13 protein-coding genes and 1 pseudogene are annotated in these 19,632 nt (G+C 66.7%); 6 read left to right on the top strand and 8 right to left on the bottom strand.

What is annotated here, in order from left to right:
• Positions 1-72: 72 nt before the first annotated feature.
• The 4 genes from peaD to peaA are packed head-to-tail and all read right to left on the bottom strand — an operon-like array spanning position 73 to position 4,571.
• Entirely contained in the window at positions 73-1,194 is a 1,122-nt protein-coding gene (peaD, locus tag OH705_RS24820; protein WP_267303186.1) for a quinohemoprotein amine dehydrogenase subunit beta, read from the bottom strand.
• 19 nt (positions 1,195-1,213) lie between these two features.
• Complete coding sequence (gene qhpC, locus OH705_RS24825) at positions 1,214-1,537, bottom strand: quinohemoprotein amine dehydrogenase subunit gamma (protein WP_094012540.1); 324 nt, start codon at positions 1,535-1,537, stop codon at positions 1,214-1,216.
• A gap of 1 nt (position 1,538) precedes the next feature.
• On the bottom strand, positions 1,539-2,969 hold the full coding sequence (gene peaB / locus OH705_RS24830; protein ID WP_267303187.1) for a quinohemoprotein amine dehydrogenase maturation protein: 1,431 nt from the start codon (positions 2,967-2,969) through the stop codon (positions 1,539-1,541).
• Between the two features lie 36 nt (positions 2,970-3,005).
• Positions 3,006-4,571 (bottom strand): quinohemoprotein amine dehydrogenase subunit alpha, encoded by a 1,566-nt coding sequence (gene peaA / locus OH705_RS24835; RefSeq protein ID WP_267303188.1) that lies wholly within the window; start codon positions 4,569-4,571, stop codon positions 3,006-3,008.
• A gap of 482 nt (positions 4,572-5,053) precedes the next feature.
• Between peaA and OH705_RS24840 the strand changes: the two genes are divergently transcribed.
• Both OH705_RS24840 and OH705_RS24845 read left to right on the top strand, forming a co-directional pair.
• Positions 5,054-6,547, top strand: a complete 1,494-nt coding sequence (locus OH705_RS24840; protein WP_263157955.1) for an aldehyde dehydrogenase family protein — start codon at positions 5,054-5,056, stop codon at positions 6,545-6,547.
• A gap of 90 nt (positions 6,548-6,637) precedes the next feature.
• On the top strand, positions 6,638-7,951 hold the full coding sequence (locus OH705_RS24845; protein ID WP_267303189.1) for a hypothetical protein: 1,314 nt from the start codon (positions 6,638-6,640) through the stop codon (positions 7,949-7,951).
• Between the two features lies 1 nt (position 7,952).
• On the opposite strand, the gene OH705_RS24850 is transcribed toward OH705_RS24845, so the two are convergent.
• The 4 genes and pseudogenes from OH705_RS24850 to OH705_RS24865 all read right to left on the bottom strand — a co-directional run bounded on the left by OH705_RS24850 (position 7,953) and on the right by OH705_RS24865 (position 13,540).
• Positions 7,953-9,239 (bottom strand): NAD(P)/FAD-dependent oxidoreductase, encoded by a 1,287-nt coding sequence (locus tag OH705_RS24850; protein ID WP_267303190.1) that lies wholly within the window; start codon positions 9,237-9,239, stop codon positions 7,953-7,955.
• A complete protein-coding gene (locus OH705_RS24855) occupies positions 9,232-9,909 on the bottom strand; it encodes a S8 family serine peptidase (RefSeq protein WP_160291202.1) in 678 nt (225 codons plus the stop codon). The genes OH705_RS24850 and OH705_RS24855 overlap by 8 nt, the downstream gene beginning before the upstream one ends.
• The gene (locus tag OH705_RS24860; protein ID WP_104443755.1) at positions 9,899-11,626 is read right to left on the bottom strand and encodes an ABC transporter ATP-binding protein; all 1,728 of its coding nucleotides are present in this window, start codon (positions 11,624-11,626) and stop codon (positions 9,899-9,901) included. Before OH705_RS24860 ends, OH705_RS24855 begins: the two co-directional genes overlap by 11 nt.
• Positions 11,627-11,629: 3 nt before the next feature.
• Positions 11,630-13,540, bottom strand: a pseudogene (locus OH705_RS24865) (sigma-54-dependent Fis family transcriptional regulator).
• 291 nt (positions 13,541-13,831) lie between these two features.
• Here OH705_RS24865 and OH705_RS24870 point away from each other — a divergent pair.
• From OH705_RS24870 to OH705_RS24885, 4 genes are read left to right on the top strand one after another with little or no spacing between them, the layout of a single operon-like run.
• The gene (locus tag OH705_RS24870; RefSeq protein WP_267303191.1) at positions 13,832-15,178 is read left to right on the top strand and encodes a hypothetical protein; all 1,347 of its coding nucleotides are present in this window, start codon (positions 13,832-13,834) and stop codon (positions 15,176-15,178) included.
• Positions 15,179-15,204: 26 nt separating this feature from the next.
• Positions 15,205-17,439, top strand: a complete 2,235-nt coding sequence (locus OH705_RS24875; protein ID WP_267303192.1) for an Ig-like domain-containing protein — start codon at positions 15,205-15,207, stop codon at positions 17,437-17,439.
• A 15-nt stretch (positions 17,440-17,454) separates the two neighbouring features.
• Complete coding sequence (locus tag OH705_RS24880; RefSeq protein ID WP_094012550.1) at positions 17,455-17,925, top strand: curlin; 471 nt, start codon at positions 17,455-17,457, stop codon at positions 17,923-17,925.
• Positions 17,926-17,955: 30 nt separating this feature from the next.
• Entirely contained in the window at positions 17,956-19,401 is a 1,446-nt protein-coding gene (locus OH705_RS24885; protein ID WP_094012551.1) for a curlin, read from the top strand.
• The last annotated feature ends 231 nt before the right edge of the window (positions 19,402-19,632 follow it).

Consider the following 19,632-nt stretch of genomic DNA (forward strand, 5'->3'; position numbering starts at 1 on the left):
CTATCGCGGGCCAAGCCCGCTCCCACCGGTCCAGTGTGGTCGGCGTGGGAGCGGGCTTGCCCCGCGATGGCGTTAGCGAACGAACACCTGCGGCGTGGTGGTCGACATGTCGCCACCGGGCAGTTTGATGTTTCCCACCTTCTCCAGTGTATTGGGGTCGAACACCGCCAGGTCGTTGAACGTTCCGCCCAGGTAGAGCTTGTCGCCGGCCTTGTCGAAGGTGACGCAGTAGTAGGTATGGTCCAGGTTGGCGGCCTTGACCAGCTTCTTCTGCGCGATGTCGTAGCGGGCCAGGCGATTGAGCACGCCGTACATCTGATTCGGGTCCTTCGGCGAGCGCAGGCGGGTGAAGTACAGCTCGGTCAGCTCGGCGAACTCCTGGGTATGGGCCTTACCGGTCTTCAGGTCGATACTCAGGTAGCCGTACAGCGGCTCGGCGGTGGCCGGGTCCTGCTTGGCATCCTTGAACCTGGCGATGGTGTAGAGCATCGAGAACTCGTGCAACGAGCTCTGGTGCGGCCAGAAGTACAGCACGTCCGGCGCGCTGTAGCCCGGGCGGTTCCAGCTGCGCAGCGGCAGTGCGACGGTGTATTTGCCGGTGTTGACGTCCAGCTTGTAGATGTCCGGCCCGGCCACATAGAGACTGCCGTCGTCGGCGGCGCGCATCAGGTACACCTGGCGCGGCATCGGGAAGCTGCGCACGGGCTTGGCATCCAGGCCGTCGCCGGTGCGGAACACCTCCAGGCGCGGCGGCTTGACCACATAGTGGTCGTTCAGGCGCTGGCTGGGGTTGACCGTGGCGTACACCTCCTTGCCGTCGGGGCTGATGGCGAAGGAGTACATGGCCTTGCCGACCTCGCCCGGCACGCTGGACAGGTTGGCGTGGAAGGTGGTCTTGCAGCTGTCCAGGTCGATGCCATAGATATCGGCGAAGTGGTTGTTGAGCACGTAGGCGGTGCGGTTGTCCGGCGCCATCATCGCCGTGCCGGGGCCGAACGAATCGGGCATGCGGCAGGTCTTGTACAGCGTGTCGCTGGCCACCTCGACCACGTGCAGGTTATTCGGGTAGTTGGTGGCGATCAGGTATTCATGGCCGGCCTTCAGGGCCTTGCCTGCGTCGTCGGCCTGGGCCGCCCAGGCGCAGGCCGTGGCGGCGACGGTGAGCGCGAGTTGCGCGCAGAATCCAGGTTTCATGCGGTTTCCCCTTGTCGTTCTATTTGTCTTTCGGGAATACGGTGCCGAGGTTGCGCCAGTCTTCGGCGGAGTTGGTCGCCTGGGCGTTCCAGTCCTGGTAGGTGCTCATCATGTCCGGCACCTGGGCTGGCCACCAGCAAGGGTCGGAGCAACCGTACAGATCGGCCTCCATCGGCTGGCACAGCGAGCTGACGCCACCGAAGGCGTCCACTTCCCAGCCCGGGTCGGTGGTGGCGGTGCAGCCGGCCACGGCGCTCATCGCCAGCACGTCCTCGACGCGATCTTCGGCGGCCGCCTGCTCGAGGATGCGCGCCTTGTTGTTCAGCGGTTTGAGGTGCTTCATGTCAGTGCGCCTTCCGGGGAGTGATGTAGCGATCGATGAAGGCCGGGTTGGCGGCCATGATGCGGCTGTAGACCTCGATGCCGAAGTCGACCCAGTCGCGCATCAGCTCGCAATAGTGGTAGGTCGGATGCTGCGGGTCGCCGTAGCGGGCGTAGCTTTCGTGGTAGCAACCGCCGGAACACAGGTTGCGGATGCGGCAGCTGTCGCAGCCGGTGCCGCTGCGGTCCAGACGCTGCGAGAGAAAATCGTTGAGCTGCGCCTGCTTCACGCCCTGGTGCACATTGCCGAAGGTCGGCAGGCTGGAGCCGGTGAAGCGGTGGCACAGGTTCAACTCGCCCTCGTGGTCCACTGCCAGCATCTTCAGCCCGGCACCGCATGGCAGGGCCTTCTTGTGGCCTTCGTGAATGTCGGTGATCAGCTGGTGCAGGTTGGAGAAACCGATGTTGCGGTGCGCCAGCGCCGCCTCCAGATAACGCCGGCCGAGGGCCTTCATGTTGGCGAACACCTGTACCAGCTCGTCGCCGCTGAGGTTGAAGTCGGCCATGTCACCGGAGGTCACCGGGGCGAACCCCACCTCGGCGAAACCCATCTCGTTGAACAGGTGGTTCCAGATGGTCTCGACATCGGTGATGCCACGGGTCAGCGTCACCCGCGCCCCCACCGGCCGGCTGCGGTAGCGCGACAGCAGCATGTCGGCCTTGCGCCGCACCACGTCGTAGGTGCCCTGCCCGCCCACGGTGATGCGGTTGCGGTCGTGCACGGTCTTGGGCCCGTCGATGCTGATCGACAGACCGAAGCGGTGGGCATCGAGCCAGTCGACGATCTCTTCGGTGAGCAGCGTGGCATTGGTGGTCATGATGAACTCGACCTGCTTGCCCGCCTCGGCGAAGCGTCGCTCGCAGTACGCCACCATGTGCTCGATCAACGCCCGGTTGGACAGCGGCTCCCCGCCGAAGAACACCACGCTGTAGCGCTCCTCGTTCGGCGACTCCTTGAGCAGCATCTCCACCGAGGCTTCGGCGGTGGCGCTGTTCATTTTCTTGCCGGCGGAGGGCTTGTCGAGGTCCTCCTTGTAGCAGTACGTGCAGCTGAGGTTGCAGCCGGTGTTGACGTTGAGCACCACGGTGTTCAGCGCGGTGCGCTCGACCTGTTTCAGGGCGATTTCCGGGGTCAGCGGCGAGCCGTCGCTGACCACTTCCAGGGCGATCAGCTCGCGCAGGGTTTCCTCGATATCCTGCCCGTCGAACTGCTGGCCGAGCTGCTGCAGCAGCTCCTCGGCGGAGCAGCCCTGGCGGCGCAGGGTGTCGATGATGCCGCCGGTCACCGCGTCGGTGGCGAACAGCGAACTGCTGGGGATATGGAACAGCATGCGGTCGGCATCGACCTGCACTTCGTGCAGGTTGCGTTCGACCAGGTTCAGTAGTGCGCCCATGGCGACCTCCCGATAAGCAATTGGTCAGGTTGATGCCTATGGCAGCGGCGGATTGTTCCAGCGCTGCACGGTGACGATCATGTGGCCCTCGCCCTGCTGGCCACCGTCGGCGAGGGTGGCGATCACCTTCAGGTTGCCGGCGTTGTTGGTCATCATCTTGCGCTCGGGGTTGGGCCCTGCCCCGCCCGGCACGAACACGCCGTCGGCCTGCATCTGCCCGGCGAACCTGACGTCCTCGTCCTCGACCGCCCGTTCGTTGAACGGCTCGACTTTCCAGGTGGCCGGCAGGTAACCGATGCGCAGCGGCTGGCCACTGGCGTCCTTGCCCCAGGCTTCAGCCTCGAAGCGACCTTGCACCTTCGGCACCGAGGCGCCGTTCTCGCCGATGCGGGCAATGGAGAACGCCGGCACCACCTTGACCTCATCGACCTTGTCGTACACCGCCAGTTGCACGCCCTTGAGCGCGCCCACCGCCACCTCGCGGGGGCCGGCGGCGGCATCCTTGGCGGCGCGGGCCTTGACCCGGATCAGCGTCGGCGTCGACTCCAGCACTTCGGTCACCTGCACACCCGCGCCCAGGTCGGGCTTGCCGGAAAGGTCGCTGCCCACCAGGGTGATTTCGCTGTCGCTGCCGGTCTTGATGAACGCCGGCTGCACCGCCAGCAGGCGCCCCTGCCCGGCCTTCGCCGCACTGAAGTCCAGGCCGCGCTCGTCGTGCTCGGCCTCGAACATGCGGCCCTTCATCTGCCCGTCGATGGCGGCGAACACCTGGCGCAGGTTGGCCTCGCCCACCTTGACGTTACCGCGCCATTCATAGCCGTTGTAGAGGATCGCCGAACCGCTGCCGTTGAACGGAGTGCCGTCGGCGTAGACGCCCTTGACCTCGACCTTGAAGGTATCGCCCTGCTCGGCGCTGACCGTCATCACCCCACGCACGTCACCCTTGGCCAGCATATGGCCGCTGAACGCCCATTGCCCGGCCAGGACCTTGGACTCGGGCCGGGCCTTGAGCCACTCGGCCCAGGCCGGGTTGTCGAGGGGGAAGCGCTTGGCCAGGTCGGGCACCATCTGCTTGAGGGCGATGTCCAGCCAATCGCGGTCGCGGGCCTGGGCCTGGTATTCGAGGGACGGCCATTGGCCGAGGTGGAAGTTGACCAGGTGCTCCCACTCCTTGGCCGGGCGCCGTTGCAGGGCGACCCGGGCGCCGGAGTGGCAACGCCCGCACATCTGGCTGAGCGGGTCGTCGAAGTGTTCGACGGTATTGAGCCGGCGCTCCATGGCGTAGCGCACACCGTCGGTCTCGCTGGGCGCCAGGCCCTGCTTGTCGGCCAGGTACTTGACCAGGGTGCGACGGTCGTCGTCGCTGATCTGCAAGCCGTGCATCACCTGCATGCGGGCGATGCTCATCAGCCAGCCCTCGGGGGTCTTGCGCTGGTGGCTGATGCGGCTGTAGCTGTCGTTGCCTTCGGGGATATGGCACCCCATGCACTTGTTCTGCAACAGGCTCGGGCCCTGCTCGGCCGCCATGGCCTGGGCGGACAGCAGTGCGGTGGCGACCAGCGCCAGTGTGCCCGCCTGCCGCCGGAGTCGAGTCGTCTTCAAGGTCAGACCTCCACGGTATCGTTCTTATCGTTATTCGCACGCTGCGGTGTGCATCTGACAGTAGCGATACAGGAAGTGTGCCAATTGCGGCAAATATGTTGTGCATCAACGATTTGAACGCTGAGCAGGGGCAAACCCCAGCAGCGCAGGCTGTGGCCGAACGTGCCATTTCGCGACGAGGTGTTTCACCTTGAGACACGGGGCGTGCTGCGCATGCCGTCGCTGGCAAGCAAGCTCCCACAGGGATCTAGCCAGCTTCGAGAGCAACGCCGCCTGTGGGAGCCGGCTTGCCGGCGATTGGCCCGCACAGCGGTCCGTTTCATCTGCGTCTCACGCAGTCTCAATGTGCAACAGGTCAAGCCTCCCTGACTGCATGCCATGTAACGCGAAAACCACATGTATCAAGGGCTATGAACGCGTTGAACGGCTTGGCACGCCCATTGCCCTGCCCTGGTCACAACCATGACAAGAGGCACCGTCCCATGCACTCCGAACTGCCGATCCTGCCCGCCACCCGTGCCTTCCTCGCACGCCAGCTGAAGATGCGCATTGGCGCCGACTGGCAGGACGCCGCCAGCGGCCGCACCATGACCTTACGCAACCCGGCCAGTGGCGAGGTCCTCGCCGAGGTCCCCGCGGCCGAGGCACAGGATGTGGACCGCGCCGTGCAGGCCGCCCGCCAGGCGTTCGAACACTCGGCCTGGAGCCGGATGCGTCCGCGCGAGCGACAGAACCTGCTGTGGCGCCTGGCCGACCTGATGCAGCGCGATGCCCAGGAGCTGGCCGAGCTGGAATGCCTGAACAACGGCAAGAGTGCCGCCGTGGCCCAAGTGATGGACGTGCAACTGGCCATCGACTTCCTGCGCTACATGGCCGGGTGGGCGACCAAGCTCGAAGGCAGCACGGTCGAGCCGTCGCTGCCGCTGATGCCCAATGACGACTTCCACGCGTTCGTGCGCCGCGAGGCGGTGGGCGTGGTCGGTGCCATCGTCGCCTGGAATTTCCCGCTGCTGCTGGCCTGCTGGAAGCTCGGCCCGGCCCTGGCCACCGGCTGCACGGTGGTGCTCAAGCCTGCCGACGAAACCCCGCTGACCGCCCTCAAGCTCGCCGAACTGGTAAGCGAGGCCGGCTATCCGGACGGCGTGTTCAACGTGATCACCGGCACCGGGCTGAACGCCGGTGCCGCGCTGAGCCGCCACCCGGGCGTGGACAAGCTGACCTTCACCGGCTCCACCGAAGTCGGCAAGCTGATCGGCAAGGCCGCCATGGACAACATGACCCGCGTCACCCTCGAACTGGGCGGCAAGTCGCCGACCATCGTCCTGCCCGACGCCAACCTGCAGGAGGCCGCCGCCGGAGCCGCCACGGCGATCTTCTTCAACCAGGGCCAGGTGTGCTGCGCCGGCTCCCGGCTGTATGTGCAGCGCAAGCACTTCGACAACGTGGTGGCCGATATCGCCGGCATCGCCAATGCGATGAAACTGGGCAGCGGCCTGGACCCTAGCGTGCAGATGGGCCCGCTGATCTCGGCCCGGCAGCAGGAGCGGGTGACCGGCTACATTGACCTGGGTCGCGAGTTGGGCGCGACCATCGCCTGCGGCGGCGAAGGCTTCGGCCCGGGCTACTTCGTCAAGCCGACGGTGATCGTCGATGTCGACCAGCGCCACCGCCTGGTGCAGGAGGAAATCTTCGGCCCGGTGCTAGTGGCCATGCCATTCGACGACCTCGACGAGGTGGTGGGCCTGGCCAACGACAACCCCTACGGTCTGGGCGCGAGCATCTGGTCCAACGACCTGGCCGCGGTGCACCGGATGATTCCGCGGATCAAGTCCGGGTCGGTGTGGGTGAACTGTCACAGCGCGCTGGACCCGGCGCTGCCGTTCGGTGGCTACAAGCTCTCCGGCGTCGGCCGCGAGATGGGCGCGGCGGCGATCGAGCACTACACCGAGCTGAAGTCGGTGCTGATCAAGCTCTGATTCACCTGTGCCGGCCTCATCGCCTGACCGGCGATGTGACCCGGCCAGGCAATGAAAAAACCAGAAAACAACAAAAACATGGAGCACACCATGACGCACAAGCTCGCCTGCACGTTGGCCCTGCTGCTGGCCTCTCCCCTCACCCAGGCCCAAGAACTCTACAACCACGCCGGCACCACCCTGGACGCCAACCTCGAAGCGCTGTTCGGCGTGTTCCACAGCGACGAAAGCTTCGACCAGTTCGGCAACCGCCAGGCCGGTAGCAGCAACTGGCGCGAGGGCTACGTCAAATACGGCCTGAGCGCCAGCCAGGCGCTGACCGGCAACGGCACGCTTTACGGCGCCTTCAGCCTGCTCAGTTCGGCCACCTGGGGCGATGGCGACGCCGCGGGTTTCACGCTCGGTGACGAACGTCGCACCGGCATCGAGGACGCTTACCTTGGATGGCGCTCGGGCACCCTGTTTCCGGCGCTTGGCGAAGACGGCATCGATCTCTCCGGCGGGCGCCAGGTCATCACCCTCGGCGACGGTTTCCTGATCCAGGGCGACCCGGTTAATGCCGGCAACGTCGACCTGGGCGCCGATTTCGACCGTGGCGGCGCCTACTACCTGGCGGCGCGCAAGGCGTTCGACCGCACCGCCGTGTTGCGTCTGGGCGGCAAGCAGGGTTGGCGCGGCGACCTGATGTGGCTCAAGTCCGACAACCCGTTCCAGGCCGACACCTCCATGGCGGTGGCCAACCTCGAGCATGTCGCCGACGCGGGCACCCTGGGCCTGAGCTGGATCCGCGGCCTGGATGTCGACCGCCGCTATGCCGAGATCCTTGGCCTGGAACACCGCGACGGCATGGACACGGTGAGCCTGCGCGGGCGTGGCAACCTGGGAGTGAAAGACCTCGAACTGGCCGCCGAGTATGTCAGCCAGGACCGCACCGATGGGCGCGAGAATGCCTGGTACCTGGAGGGCAACTGGACCTTCTCCGGACTGCCCTGGTCGCCCACCGCCACCTACCGCTACAGCCGCTTCTCGGAGCACTTCGACCCGCTGTTCTATGGCCTGAGCCGGGGCTATGGCACCTGGTTCCAGGGCGAGGTGGCGGCCAACTACGCCGGGCCATTCAACAGCAATACCCAGGTGCACCATGTGGCGCTCAAGGCCACGCCACGGGAGGGGTTGACCGTGGGCGCGCTGTACTTCGACTTCGACCCGCTCAGCACCGACCAGGGCAACCTGGGTGGGCGCGAGGTGGACCTGTATGTGGAGTGGATGGTCGACGAGCATTGGCTGATCAGCCCGCTGGTGGGGTTCTACACCCCGCAGCGCAGCGCGCAGGATGGCGGCGTGCAGTTGGGTGGCCGGGATAGCGGGGCCTACCTGCAACTGGTGGTGGGGACATTCTTCTAAATCAAAAGCCCTGTTCGCCTAACCAGCGCTCGACCATCGGCTGGTGCGCCTGTGTCACCAGGCGCTCCAGGCCGATGCCAGCCTGCAACCCGCGAACCACCGGCGCCAGCTCGACACCCTGCAGGTGCCACACCCCCAGCGGCTGATCAGCCGTCACCACCACTTCGGCCTCCTCCACCCAACCATCGCGCAGCACCGGGCGGCGCTCCACCCGCACCGCCTGCCAGTTTGCCGCCGCGTGCAGCGGTTGCGCATCCGGCCAGCCTCGGCGGCGAGCCCAGAACGGCTGCGTGCCACGCTGCGCTTCCTGGGCGTAGAAGTCGCGCCCGATCCGGGCGAAACGCAGGAACAGCTGTTCGATCCGCGTTTGATGGAAACGCTGCGCCAAGGCCGCCTGCCCGGGCCGCTGCAGCAGGGTATTGATCACCACGGGCGCCTGCAGCGCCGAGGACAAGGACTGGAAGATGCCATTGCCCGACAACGGATCGACCGCCATCGCCGCATCGCCAACCCGCAGCCAATCAGGACCTGCGCAGTTGCCGACAAGAATCGCGGTGCTGCTGCGTGCATGCACCTGGGCAGGGGCAAAGGCCTGCTCGCCAAACAGTTGCGCCACCAGTGCCGAGCCACGGCGGCGCCCGGCACAATATTCGGGTAACGCCGTCTTGCCCGGCAGCCGCGCCGCCATCACGTCCAGCGTCACCTGCCAGTAGCAGCGGCCATCGGCCAGCCGCGCCATCCAGGCCCAGCCGTCGTCCAGGCTCTCCACTGCCGAGGCCGGCGTGCCGGGCTCGGCTTGCCAGAGGTTGAGCAGGCTGACGGTTTCCGGCCCGCGCAGGCGACCTTCGCTCAACGGGGCCTGACGACCACGGGCCTCGACCAGGAAATCGCCGTGCAAGGCGCGCCCGTCGTCCAACTGGACCCGGTACCCCTGCCCCTGTTCCACCTCGCGCACACGCCCTTCGACGAGCTCGACACCGGCACGATTCAAGTCATCACGCAGTGCCTGGTCGAAGCGCTGGCGATCCAGCAGCCACTCCTGGTTCGGTTGCAGCCGCTCGCCGTTCCAGTGCACTTGCCGCGTGGCCGGCGTGGTCGCTTCGGCCAGGGCAGCGCCCAGGCCCGCATGGCGCAAGCCCTCCAGCACACGTTGCGAAACACCTTCCACCGCGGCGAAACGGCGCCAGTCGGACACCACGGTGACGGCGTAGCCCATCCGCCGCAGCCCCAGGGCAGTAGTGGCCCCCGCAGGTCCGGCACCGAGTACCAGGATGCTCGGCTCAGACATCGGTCGACTCCTTGCGCTCAGGGCCGACGAACGCCGCATGCTGCTCCAGCCAGTGCAACAGTGCCTGCCGCGTCATGCCGGGCTCCTCGCGCAGGAGGGCCGCCACCCGTCCAGTGAACGCGGCACAGGCCAGACTGGCGCCGGCCACCCCGGCGGCGCCAACCGCCGCGCCGAAGTCGGCCTGAGGAGTGTCCAGCCACGACCATTGCCCAGCGGCGCAGCGGGCATCGCCAGTGACGCGAATAACCTCGGGATAACTGGCTGGATACACCGGCTCGCCCCGCGCCGGACTGGAGGCGCACAGCAGCACGCCAGCGGCCACGGCCTCGGCGCAGGCCAGGCGCAGCACCGGGCGATCCTGGCGCAGGCCCAGGCTCAGGTTGACCACGGTCGCGCCCGCTTCCACCAGCCACAACAGGCCAGCGGCCACCTGCAAGGCGCTGGTGCTGCCCTGCCCGGCGAACACCTGGGCCAGCAGCACCGGCTGGTCGCCGGACTCGGCCCGCAGCCGCGCCAGCACCGCGCTGCCGTGGCCCAGGGCATCCGGCAGCGGCTCGCCCTCGCACAACACGCCGTCCTCAAGCCAGAAGCGCCGCGCGCCGAGCAGGCTATCGGCCTGCTGCGCCGAGCAGCCACTGTCGATCACGCCAATACACGGGTCAGCGGCCATGGTCGGCGGGCTCCTTGCTGCGCAATTGCCCGTCACGCAGTTCCAGGTGCAAGTCGGCATCGGCGAGGGTCGAGGCACGATGGCTGATCAGGATCCGCGTACGCCCGGCGAACAGCTGGTCGATGGCGGCTATCACTTCACGCTCGGTGGCTTCGTCCACCGCCGAGGTGGCCTCGTCCAGCACCAGGATCGCCGGTTGCTGCAGCAGCGCCCGGGCGATGGCGATACGTTGCTTCTGGCCACCGGACAACTGCTGGCCGCGTTCGCCCAGCAGACCATCGAGCCCCAGCGGCAGGCTCTGCACCAGGCTGTCCAGGCGGGTCAGGCGCACCACCTGCTCGATCTCCTCACGGCTGGCCTGGGGCGTGCTGTAGGCCAGGTTCTGCGCCAGGGTGCCGCGAAACAGCACGATGTCCTGGCTGACCACCGCGATGCGCCGCCGCAGGGCCTGCAGGTCAAGCTCGCGCAGGTCGACGCCGTCGAGCAGGATGCGCCCGCCATCCGGGTCGTAGAAGCGTTGCAGCAGGTCGATCAGGGTCGACTTGCCGACGCCGGAAGCGCCACTGATGGCGATCTTGGCGCCGCCGGGCAGACAGGCCTGCACCTGCTCCAGCACCATACCCTGGCGCCCATCGTGGGCGAAAGATACGCCGTCCAGTCGCAACTCCCCGGCCCCTTGTGGCATGGGCCGGGGATCGTCCACCTCACGCACCGCGAGCGCTTCTCGCTTGAGCTCCATCACCCGTCCCAGGCTCACGGCCATCCGTTGCACCGCGACGTACAGGCCCAGCAGGCTCTGCACCGGACCGACGGCCATACCCATGTAGGTGGAAAAGGCGATCAGCGCGCCCAGTTGCCAGGTGCCCTGGATCACCCACCAGCCGCCGACCAGGAATGCGCAGGCCCGGCACCAGGAAGTCAGTGTGCCGGGCACCGCCTGGGTAAAGAACTCGGTGACCTGCACCCTGAGCAGTTGCCCCATGTAGCCCTGCCCCAACTGATCGAGGCGCTCGGCCTCACGCCGCTGCTGGCCGGCGGCCTGGATGAACTTCATCGCCGGCAGCGTCTCGACCAGGAACGACGACACGTCCGCCGAGCGTTCGCGCAGGCTGCGCACCTCGCGCTCGACCTTGCGTCGCATCCAGCGCAGCCACAGCACTTCGAGCGGAATCAGCAACGCCAGCAGCAGCGACAGCTGCCAGGACAGCATCAGCATCAAGGCCACCGCGCCGACCAGGCCGATCAGAGCCGACACCGCCGAGAACAGCGAGTCCACGGCAAAGCGCTGGATCTCGGCGACATCGCCATCGAGCCGCGACAGGATGTCACCGGTGCGCCGGCGCCCGTAGAAGGTCGGCGAAAGTTGTTGCAGATGACGGTACAAGTCGTCGCGCAGGGCGAACAGGATGCGCCCGGACAGGCGCGTGTGCAGGTAGCGGTTGATCCCTGCCAGCAAGGTGCCGAGCAGGCCGGCGACGATCATGATCACCGCCATGTGCCAGAGGGTCTGGTAATCCTTGGCCAGCAGGCCCTCGTCGATCAGCGTCTTGACCAGCCAGGGTTGCGCCAGGGCCAGCAGCGAGGCGCCCAGGGACAGCCCCAGGAGCACGCCGATGGCGCCACGCTGCGGGCGCACGAAGCCGTAGAGCCACGCCAGGGCCTGGCGCATCAACTGCGGGTCGCTGGATTCGATCAATCGGGAAAACAGTCCGCCCATGGCTCAACCACGCAACTGCTTGAGCTTGCGGTACAGCGTCGCCCGGCTGATGCCCAGGGCCTCGGCCGCGGCCGAGACATTGCCCTGATGCCGGGCCAGCGCAGCGCGAATCAGTTCCAGTTCGTTGTCGCGCAGGCTACCGGACGGCGCGGCGCCGCTGGCCAGTTCATCGAGCAGGCAGTCGGTGAGGTGATCGAGGGTCAGCACCTGCTCGCCCTCCTCGCGCATCGCCAGGGCGGTGCGCACCACCATTTCCAGCTGGCGGATGTTGCCCGGCCAGTCGAAGTTCTCCAGCAGCGCAACCAGTGTCGGGTCAAGGCTGACAGCGCGGGCCCCGGCTTTGTCCAGCAGGCCCTGGATGATCGTTGCCAGGTCGTCGCGCTCGCGCAGTGCCGGCAGGCGCAGGGACACGCCGTTGACCCGGTAGTAGAGGTCTTCGCGGAAGTGCTGGTCGGCGACTCGACGTTTGAGGTCGCGATGGGTGGCGCAGATCAGCGCCACGTCGATGTCCTGCTCGTCGCCGGCGCCAAGGGGCGCCACGCGGCGCTCCTGCAGCACACGCAGCAGGCGCGCCTGCAGGGCCAGCGGCATGTCGCCGATCTCGTCGAGGAACAGCGTGCCGCCATGGGCCTGCATCAGCCGCCCGACCATGCCGCCCCGGCGCGAGCCGGTGAAGGCGCCGTCGCGGTAGCCGAACAGCTCGGACTCGATCAGCCCCTCGGGAATCGCCGCGCAGTTGACCGCCACGAATGGCTTGTCGGCACGCGGACCGGCCTGGTGCAGGGCACGGGCAACCACCTCCTTGCCGGTGCCGGTTTCGCCCAGCAGCAGCACTGGCAGCCCGTTCGCCAGGCCTTGGCGGGCCATGCGCAAGGCACGCGCCAGGCGCGCATCGCCCCCGGCCAGCGCTTCCAGTGCCTGGGCCTTCGGCGCTGCTGGTTTGACGACCGGGGACGGGCCACTGATGCGAGCATGCCGTGGCAGTTGCAACGCCCGGAAAAAGAACTCGCCCGCAGCCGTCTGCACGCTGCTGACACCGCCCTGCCACAGGCGCGCGATGAACGCCGGCGAGCGCTCGCCCAACAGGTCGCTGCTGCGCCGCCCGAGCAGCGCCTGGCGTGGCATCTGCAACAGTTGGCAGGCATTGTCGTTGGCTGCCAGCACCTCGCCCTCCAGGCTCAGCGCCAGCAAACCCTGCCAGGCGCTGGCCAGGTATTGCGGGCGGCTGTGGAAGGCCAGCACCAGATGCTCGGGATGGTAGAGCCCGAACAACCGGCCTTCGATATTGCCGGCGGCGAGCAGCAACGTGGACAGGCTGTCCTGGGGCTGGGCCATGACCCCTTCACGGGTCACGTCGAGCACGCCGATCACTTCGCCACGCGGATCACGCAGCGGCACCGAGGTGCAGGAGAACGGGCTGAGCCGGTCCAGGTAATGCTCGCCGCAGTTGATCAGGGTCGCCTAGCCCTCGACCACTGCCGTGCCGATGGCATTGGTGCCGCGCAGGGCCTCGCTCCAGCAACTGCCGGGGTGCAGATCGCGCAGGCCCTCGCGCTGTAGGACGTGTTTCTGCCCGTCGATCGTCAGCACGTTGGCCTGGGCGTCACCGAGGATGACGATGCCGTTCTTCCCTTGGCGCTTGATCAGGTAGTCTAGCTCGGGAGTGGCCGCGTCGATCAGCAGGCGGTTGTGTTCCAGCAGCGTGTTCAGGTCCAGGCCGTGGCGAATACCCAGCCCGACCTGCTCGCCCTGCAGGCAGTCCAGGCCATGGCCAAGGCTGCGCCGCCAGGAGGCGTCGATCTCGTCGCGCAGCATGCCGCAGGGCAGTTCGCCTTCGCTGGCAAGCTTGAGGCGGACCAGGCGAGATTGCTGCAAGGGGTCATTGGCGGTTGTTGTTGGAAGTTGTCGCGCCATTGCGTGCTCCTGGTGTGCCTCGCTCAGGCGGGGCAACGGGCATCGGATTTTTCGGCAGTGTGCTTCAGAATTGACTGGCAGTCATCAGCCACGACAGACACCGAGCCTCGCCCCATTCCCCAATGCTGGGGCCACCCGCCCACCATGGCTACCTCGCCAGATCGTTGCCGGTAGGTTGAAACCCTCGTCGCAAAGGCCCTGGACGCCCCTCCGCAAAAACTTGGCACAACAGTTGCCGATTCCTCCCCAGACGCCCCAACCCATGGGCCCGTTTGCAGGAGGAAGCAACTCATGCACCGACCGACACCCCACCCGCTGGCCGTGGCGATCTTCGCCGGCCTGCTCCAGCTCCCGGCCCAGGCTGCGCTGTATGCGGTCGACACCGGCCCCTATACCCTGCCCACCGGCAAGTTCCCTGCCTGGTACCAGGACAGCCACGGCCGGGTGCTCGACCTGTGCCTGTCCAAGGCGGTGAGTTCACGGGTTGCCGGTACTCCTGGCGCGCCCTCGTACATGTGCACGCTGCTGCCCACGCCCGGCGTGTTCGACGACACCCAGCCAGTGGTCTTCCCCAGCAACTTCCCCGACGAAGCGTTCTGGTTCACTGCCGACGCCGCCATCGTCGATGCCGCCCGCGGCGTCGACCTGAGCTACGGTTCGGCCATCGAAGCCGCGTTCAGTGCCGAGGAACCGGTGGATGGCGACCAGGTCAGCTTTGCCCGGGTGCGCATCCGCGTCGATGTGCCGGTGGCCGGTACGTACACCATCACCCACCCTTACGGTGTCGATGTGTTCGAGGTGGCTGCCGGCGGACGCCGGGCGATCAACATGACGCGCGACATCGGCATCGGCTCGCCAGGCGACTACAGCGGCGCACTCAGGGGCGACGTCGGGCCGTTCCTGCGCAGCGTCAACGGACCCTATACCGAAACCAACCCAGGCACTGGCGCCAGCGAACGCTTCATCGGCGACCCGAATCTGGAAGAGCCGGTCACCGGCAGCCCGTTCAACACCAACTTCGTGCGCATCGAAGGGCCCAATGGCATCGACCTGCGTACCGAGCTGTTCGCCATCTCCGGCAAGCTGTCCACGGTCAACCGCCCGACGCCGCTGATCCCGCTGCGCAGCACCTATTCGCGACATACCGTGAATGGCGACCTGCGCGCCCAGCAGGATGTGTTCGTGATGGCGCCGCCGGCGCCCGCCACGGTCACCCTGACCAGCCAGACCCCCACCCTGGCCCTCGGCGAGGCCAACGGCACCGGTGCCTGGTACGCCCAGTCGCCACTTAACCCCACCTTGCCGCTGACCTTGCAGGTAACCGCCGACAACAGCCTGGCCATCGCCACCAGCACCCCGACCAGCGCACCGATGCCGCTGACCGACCTGGTGACCATCAGCCGCGCCGAATACAGCCTGGGCAGCGGCCAACTGACCCTGGTGGCCAGCAGCAGCGACGAGACCAGCCTGCCGTCTCTCACAGCCCACACCGGCAACGGTGCGTTGATCGGCAGCCTGAGCGGCAACGGCGCGGTCAAGACCCTGACCACTGGGCTGTCACCGATCCCCCCAGCGACGGTGCAAGTCACCAGCGCCCATGGCGGCAGCGACAGCGAAGACGTGGTGCTGGTGCCATGAACAGGACACGCCTTCAAGGAGGCAGCATGAATACTTGGTCGCGTCGCGCGCTCTGCGCCGCAGGTTTCACTCTCACCCTCAGCAGCGCGGCCTGGGCCGCGCTGTCGGAGGTCGACCCCGGCCCCTACACCTTCGCCACCGGGGGCTACCCCATGTGGTACAAGGACACCAACAACCTCGCACTTGAGTTGTGCCAGTCACGCGCCACCAGCACCCGGTCACCGGGCGCTCCAGGCGCTCCGGCCTACATGTGCACCTTGCTGCCCGAGCCAGGGGTGTATGACGATGCCCTGCCGCTGGTATTCCCGGACAACTGGCCACCGGAGATGTTCTGGTTCCTGGCCGAGACCTCGATTCCGCAGGTAGGCAATAGCGGCTACGAGCTGGAAGTCTACGTCGCCGGCCTGGAAGCGGCCTTCGCCGCCGAAAACCCGGTCAACGGCGACCAGCAGAGCTTCGCTCGCATCCGCATCCGCGCCTCGGTGCCGAGCGCCGGCACCTACACCATCACCCACCCCTATGGCGTGGAGACGGTCAACGTAACCACGGCAGGCCGGCGGGCGATCAATATCACTCGCGACATCGGCATCGGTGCGCCCGGCAACTTCAGCGGCGCGCTGAACGGTAACCTCGGACCGTTCCTGCGCGGTGTCGGCGGCCCCTACACCGAAGTCAACCCGGACACCGGCGCCAGCGAGACCTTCGTCGGCGACCCTAACATCACCGAAGCGGTGACGGGCAGCCCGAACAACACCAACTTCGTGCGCATCCAGGGCCCGGCGGGCACCATCCAGACCAACGTCTTCAGCGTCTCTGGCAAGGTGCTCGACCCACGCCAGCAAACTCCAGCAACACTGGAGCGCGCCACCTATCAGCGCAACGCCACCGGCACCCGCGTCGAAGTCTTTGCCAAGGCGCCGAACAGCGCCAGCCTATGCCTGCGCAACGGCCTGGCGCTGGTTGGCTCGCCGCCTTCACCCTGCCAGTTCAGCATGCTCGCCGACAACAACGGGTTGTTCTTCAGCCAGCAACTGAGCCAGGCAGTGCCCCCCTCGGTGGTGGTGGTCACCGCCAGCAGCCCAGCCGGCACTACCCGACCGACTTCGCTGTCAAGCAAGCTCAGCGATGTGGTCAAGGTGGGCACGGCGCGCTATGACTGGAACGCCAAGCAGTTGCTGATCGAGGCCCGTTCCAGCGACGAAGTCGCAGTGCCGGACTTGCTGGTCCAGGGCTTCGGGCGGATGTCCAAGTCCGGAGTCCAGCAAAGTCTCACGGTCAACGACCTGTCCCAGCCACCTGCCAGCATCACGGTCAAGTCGGCTCACGGCGGTTTCGACGTGGAGCCGGTGGTGGTGGTCGGCAATGCTCCGGTACAGGCCGAAAACCAAGCCCCCGTAGCCCAGGCCGACAGCGCCAGTACCAGTGTCGGCATACCGATCACCCTCAATCTGTTGGCCAACGACAGCGACCCGGACGGCAACTTGCCGCTGAGCATCACCGACCTCACCCAACCGGGCACCGGCCTGGGCGGCGTGGTGATGAACGGCACCACGGCGGTGACCTATACCCCACCGGCCGGGGCCACCTCCCCGCTGGTGGCGACCTTCAGCTACCGCGCCCAGGATGCCAAGGGCTTGAAATCGCCGGTCACCAGCGTAACCGTCAACGTCGCGCCGAACCGTCCACCGACCGCGGTGGCCGACAGCGTCGCCACCCTCGGTGTGCCCCTGACCATCAACGCCCTGGCCAACGACACCGACCCGGAAGGCAACCTGCCACTGACCATCGCCAGCGTCACCCAGCCGACCCCGGCCGGGCGCGGTACGGTGAGCACCGACGGCAACGTGATCACCTACACGCCACCGGCGACGGTCACCGCGGCGTTTACCACCACCTTCACCTACGTCGCCCGTGACGCGATCGGCGCCACCTCGACGCCTGGTACGGTCACGGTGCAGGTATCGCCACGACCGGCCCAGGAGACCTTCGCGGTGACCGCGGCGACGGTCACGGCGCGCTCCAACAACCGCTTCAACTGGGACATCAGCGGCACGTCCTCGGTGACCACCGGTAACACCATCACAGTGCGGGTGACCACCACCAGCGGCGTGCAGACCCTGGGTACCACCACCGTGCCGGTCACCGGCCGCTGGCGCCTGACGGTGAGCAACAGCACCACGCTGATACCGACCGCCGCGCCAACCGCGACCGTGACCAGCAGCCAGGGCACCACTCGCACCACCAACGTGGTCGTGCAGTAGCGCCGGGAGGATGCCATGAACGCCCTGTTTCCACTGCTGCTTTGCCTGGCCCTCGGGGGCCAGGCCTGGGCCGACGACCTGATGGACAACGCCGACCTCGCCGCCGGCAGCGACCTGGGCGAGCCACTGGTGCTGCGCCTGCTGCCAAACGGCGCCGGCCAGGTCGCGGTGATCGAGCAACTGGGCAGCGGCAACCGCGCCGCCCTCGACCAGAACGGCCAGGCCCTGCTGGGCCGCATCGTCCAGGCCGGGGGCGCGCAGGAGGCTTACATCCTGCAGGAAGGCAGCGACCTGACGGCCGCGATCAGCCAGCAGGGCCAGGGCAACGACGCGACGATCCGCCAGAGCGGCAGCGGCAACAGCGCCGCCATCGAGCAGATCGGCAACTACAACAGCGCGACCATCGACCAGCGCGGCACGGGGCTCAACAGCGCCGTGACCCAGGCCGGCAACGGCCAGCAGGTTCACATCACCCAGTACCGCTAGGCCCTCATCGTCAGATTTGGAGGCAATACCATGCACAAGCTAGCCCCCCTGAGCGCTGCCATCGTCCTGGCCCTGGCCGGCCAGGCCATGGCCGACGACAGCACTTCGACCCAGTCCCAACAGGGCAACCAGAACATCGCCGAGGTCAAGCAGACCCAGGCGCCGTTCGCCTCAGCCACACAGACCCAGGCTGGCCACGACCACAACCACATGGCGCTGCAGGACAACAGCACCAGCCATATCCAGCAGAGCGCCACCGGTTCGTTCAACGCCGGCTACGCCGAGCAGTTGTTCGAGAACGGCAGCCACATCAACCAACAGGCCGGCGGCAGCCTCAACGACGCCTTCGCCAGCCAGTCGGTGGGCGAGAACAACGAAGCCCTGCAGGTCCAGCAAGGCAGCGGCAACCGTTCGGTCATCTGGCAAGACACCCAATACGGCAGCCAGGCCACCACCTTGCAGTCCGGCCATGGCAACGACGCCACGATCGAGCAACTGTTCGGTGGCAGCAACAACAAGAGCGTGATCATGCAGGGAGGCAGCGACAACCAGGCGGCCGCCGAGCACATGACCCACCAGAACGGTGATATCGCCATCTACCAGGAAGGCCGGCAGAACTGGGCCTACGGTGACCAGCGCGACGGTTTGGGCGGCACCATCGGCATCAACCAGTACGGCACCGGCAACTCGGTGGAGGTGTGGCAAGACAACCAGGCCGCCAGCCAGGCCAGTGTCTACCAGAACGGCCAGAGCAACGAAGGCTATATCGACCAGAGTTTCGGCCAGGCCAACAGCGCGGGCCTGAGCCAGACCGGTCGCGGCAATGCCAGCTGGTCGGACCAGTTCGAGACCAACCAGGCGGTGACCAGCATTTCCCAGGTGGGCAACACCAACCTGCACTTCACCTACCAGACCGGTGACAACCACAGCCTGACCATCAGCACGGTGGGCAACGCCAACAAGATCATGGCCAGCAACTGGAAGGGCGAGAAGTCTGGCGGGCAGTTCGGTGTTGGTCAGCAGGCGCAGATCAACCAGGCGGGCAATGGCAACGGGGTCAATCTCACCCAGGAAGGCAACAGCCAGATCGCCCGGCTGAACCAGGATGGCAACCGCAACCAGATGGAGACCCGCCAGGCCGACAGCAACAACGAGCTGTACTTCGAGCAGAACGGCAGCGACAACCTGCTCATCGCCGACCAGCGCGGCACCGCCAACTACGCCGAGGGCCTGGCGGCGGGCAACGGTGGCAGCATTACCCTCGATCAATCGGGCAGCGGTAACCAGAGCTACACCTATCAACTGTATGGCAGTGGCAACGAGGCGACCATCAAGCAGACCGATGGGGTCAATCTCGCCTACGTTACCCAGGGGGGGAATGGGAACCAGGCATTTGTCGACCAGAGTGGGGCTAGTCAGACGGCCACCATTACGCAGTTCGGGAATGCCAATATGGCGACTGTTACCCAGCAGTGACGGGGTTTCCCCTTGGACCGTGGCGTTGGTTCTCCCCTGGCGCTGCGGTTCCTTTTTTCTTTGGGTTCGGGTTCGGGCTCGGGTTCGGGTTCGGGGCGATTGTTTTGTTTTTTGTAGGCGCATTCGTGGAAGATGTCGACATTTAGTCACCCTTTCGCCTTTACGGCGACCTACTTTTGTCTTGACAAAAGTAGGCAAAACCGTTCGGCTCCGTTCATACGGCCCCTACGC

The sequence above is a fragment of the Pseudomonas sp. BJa3 genome, assembly GCF_026343815.1.
Classification (GTDB): Bacteria; Pseudomonadota; Gammaproteobacteria; order Pseudomonadales; family Pseudomonadaceae; genus Aquipseudomonas; species Aquipseudomonas soli.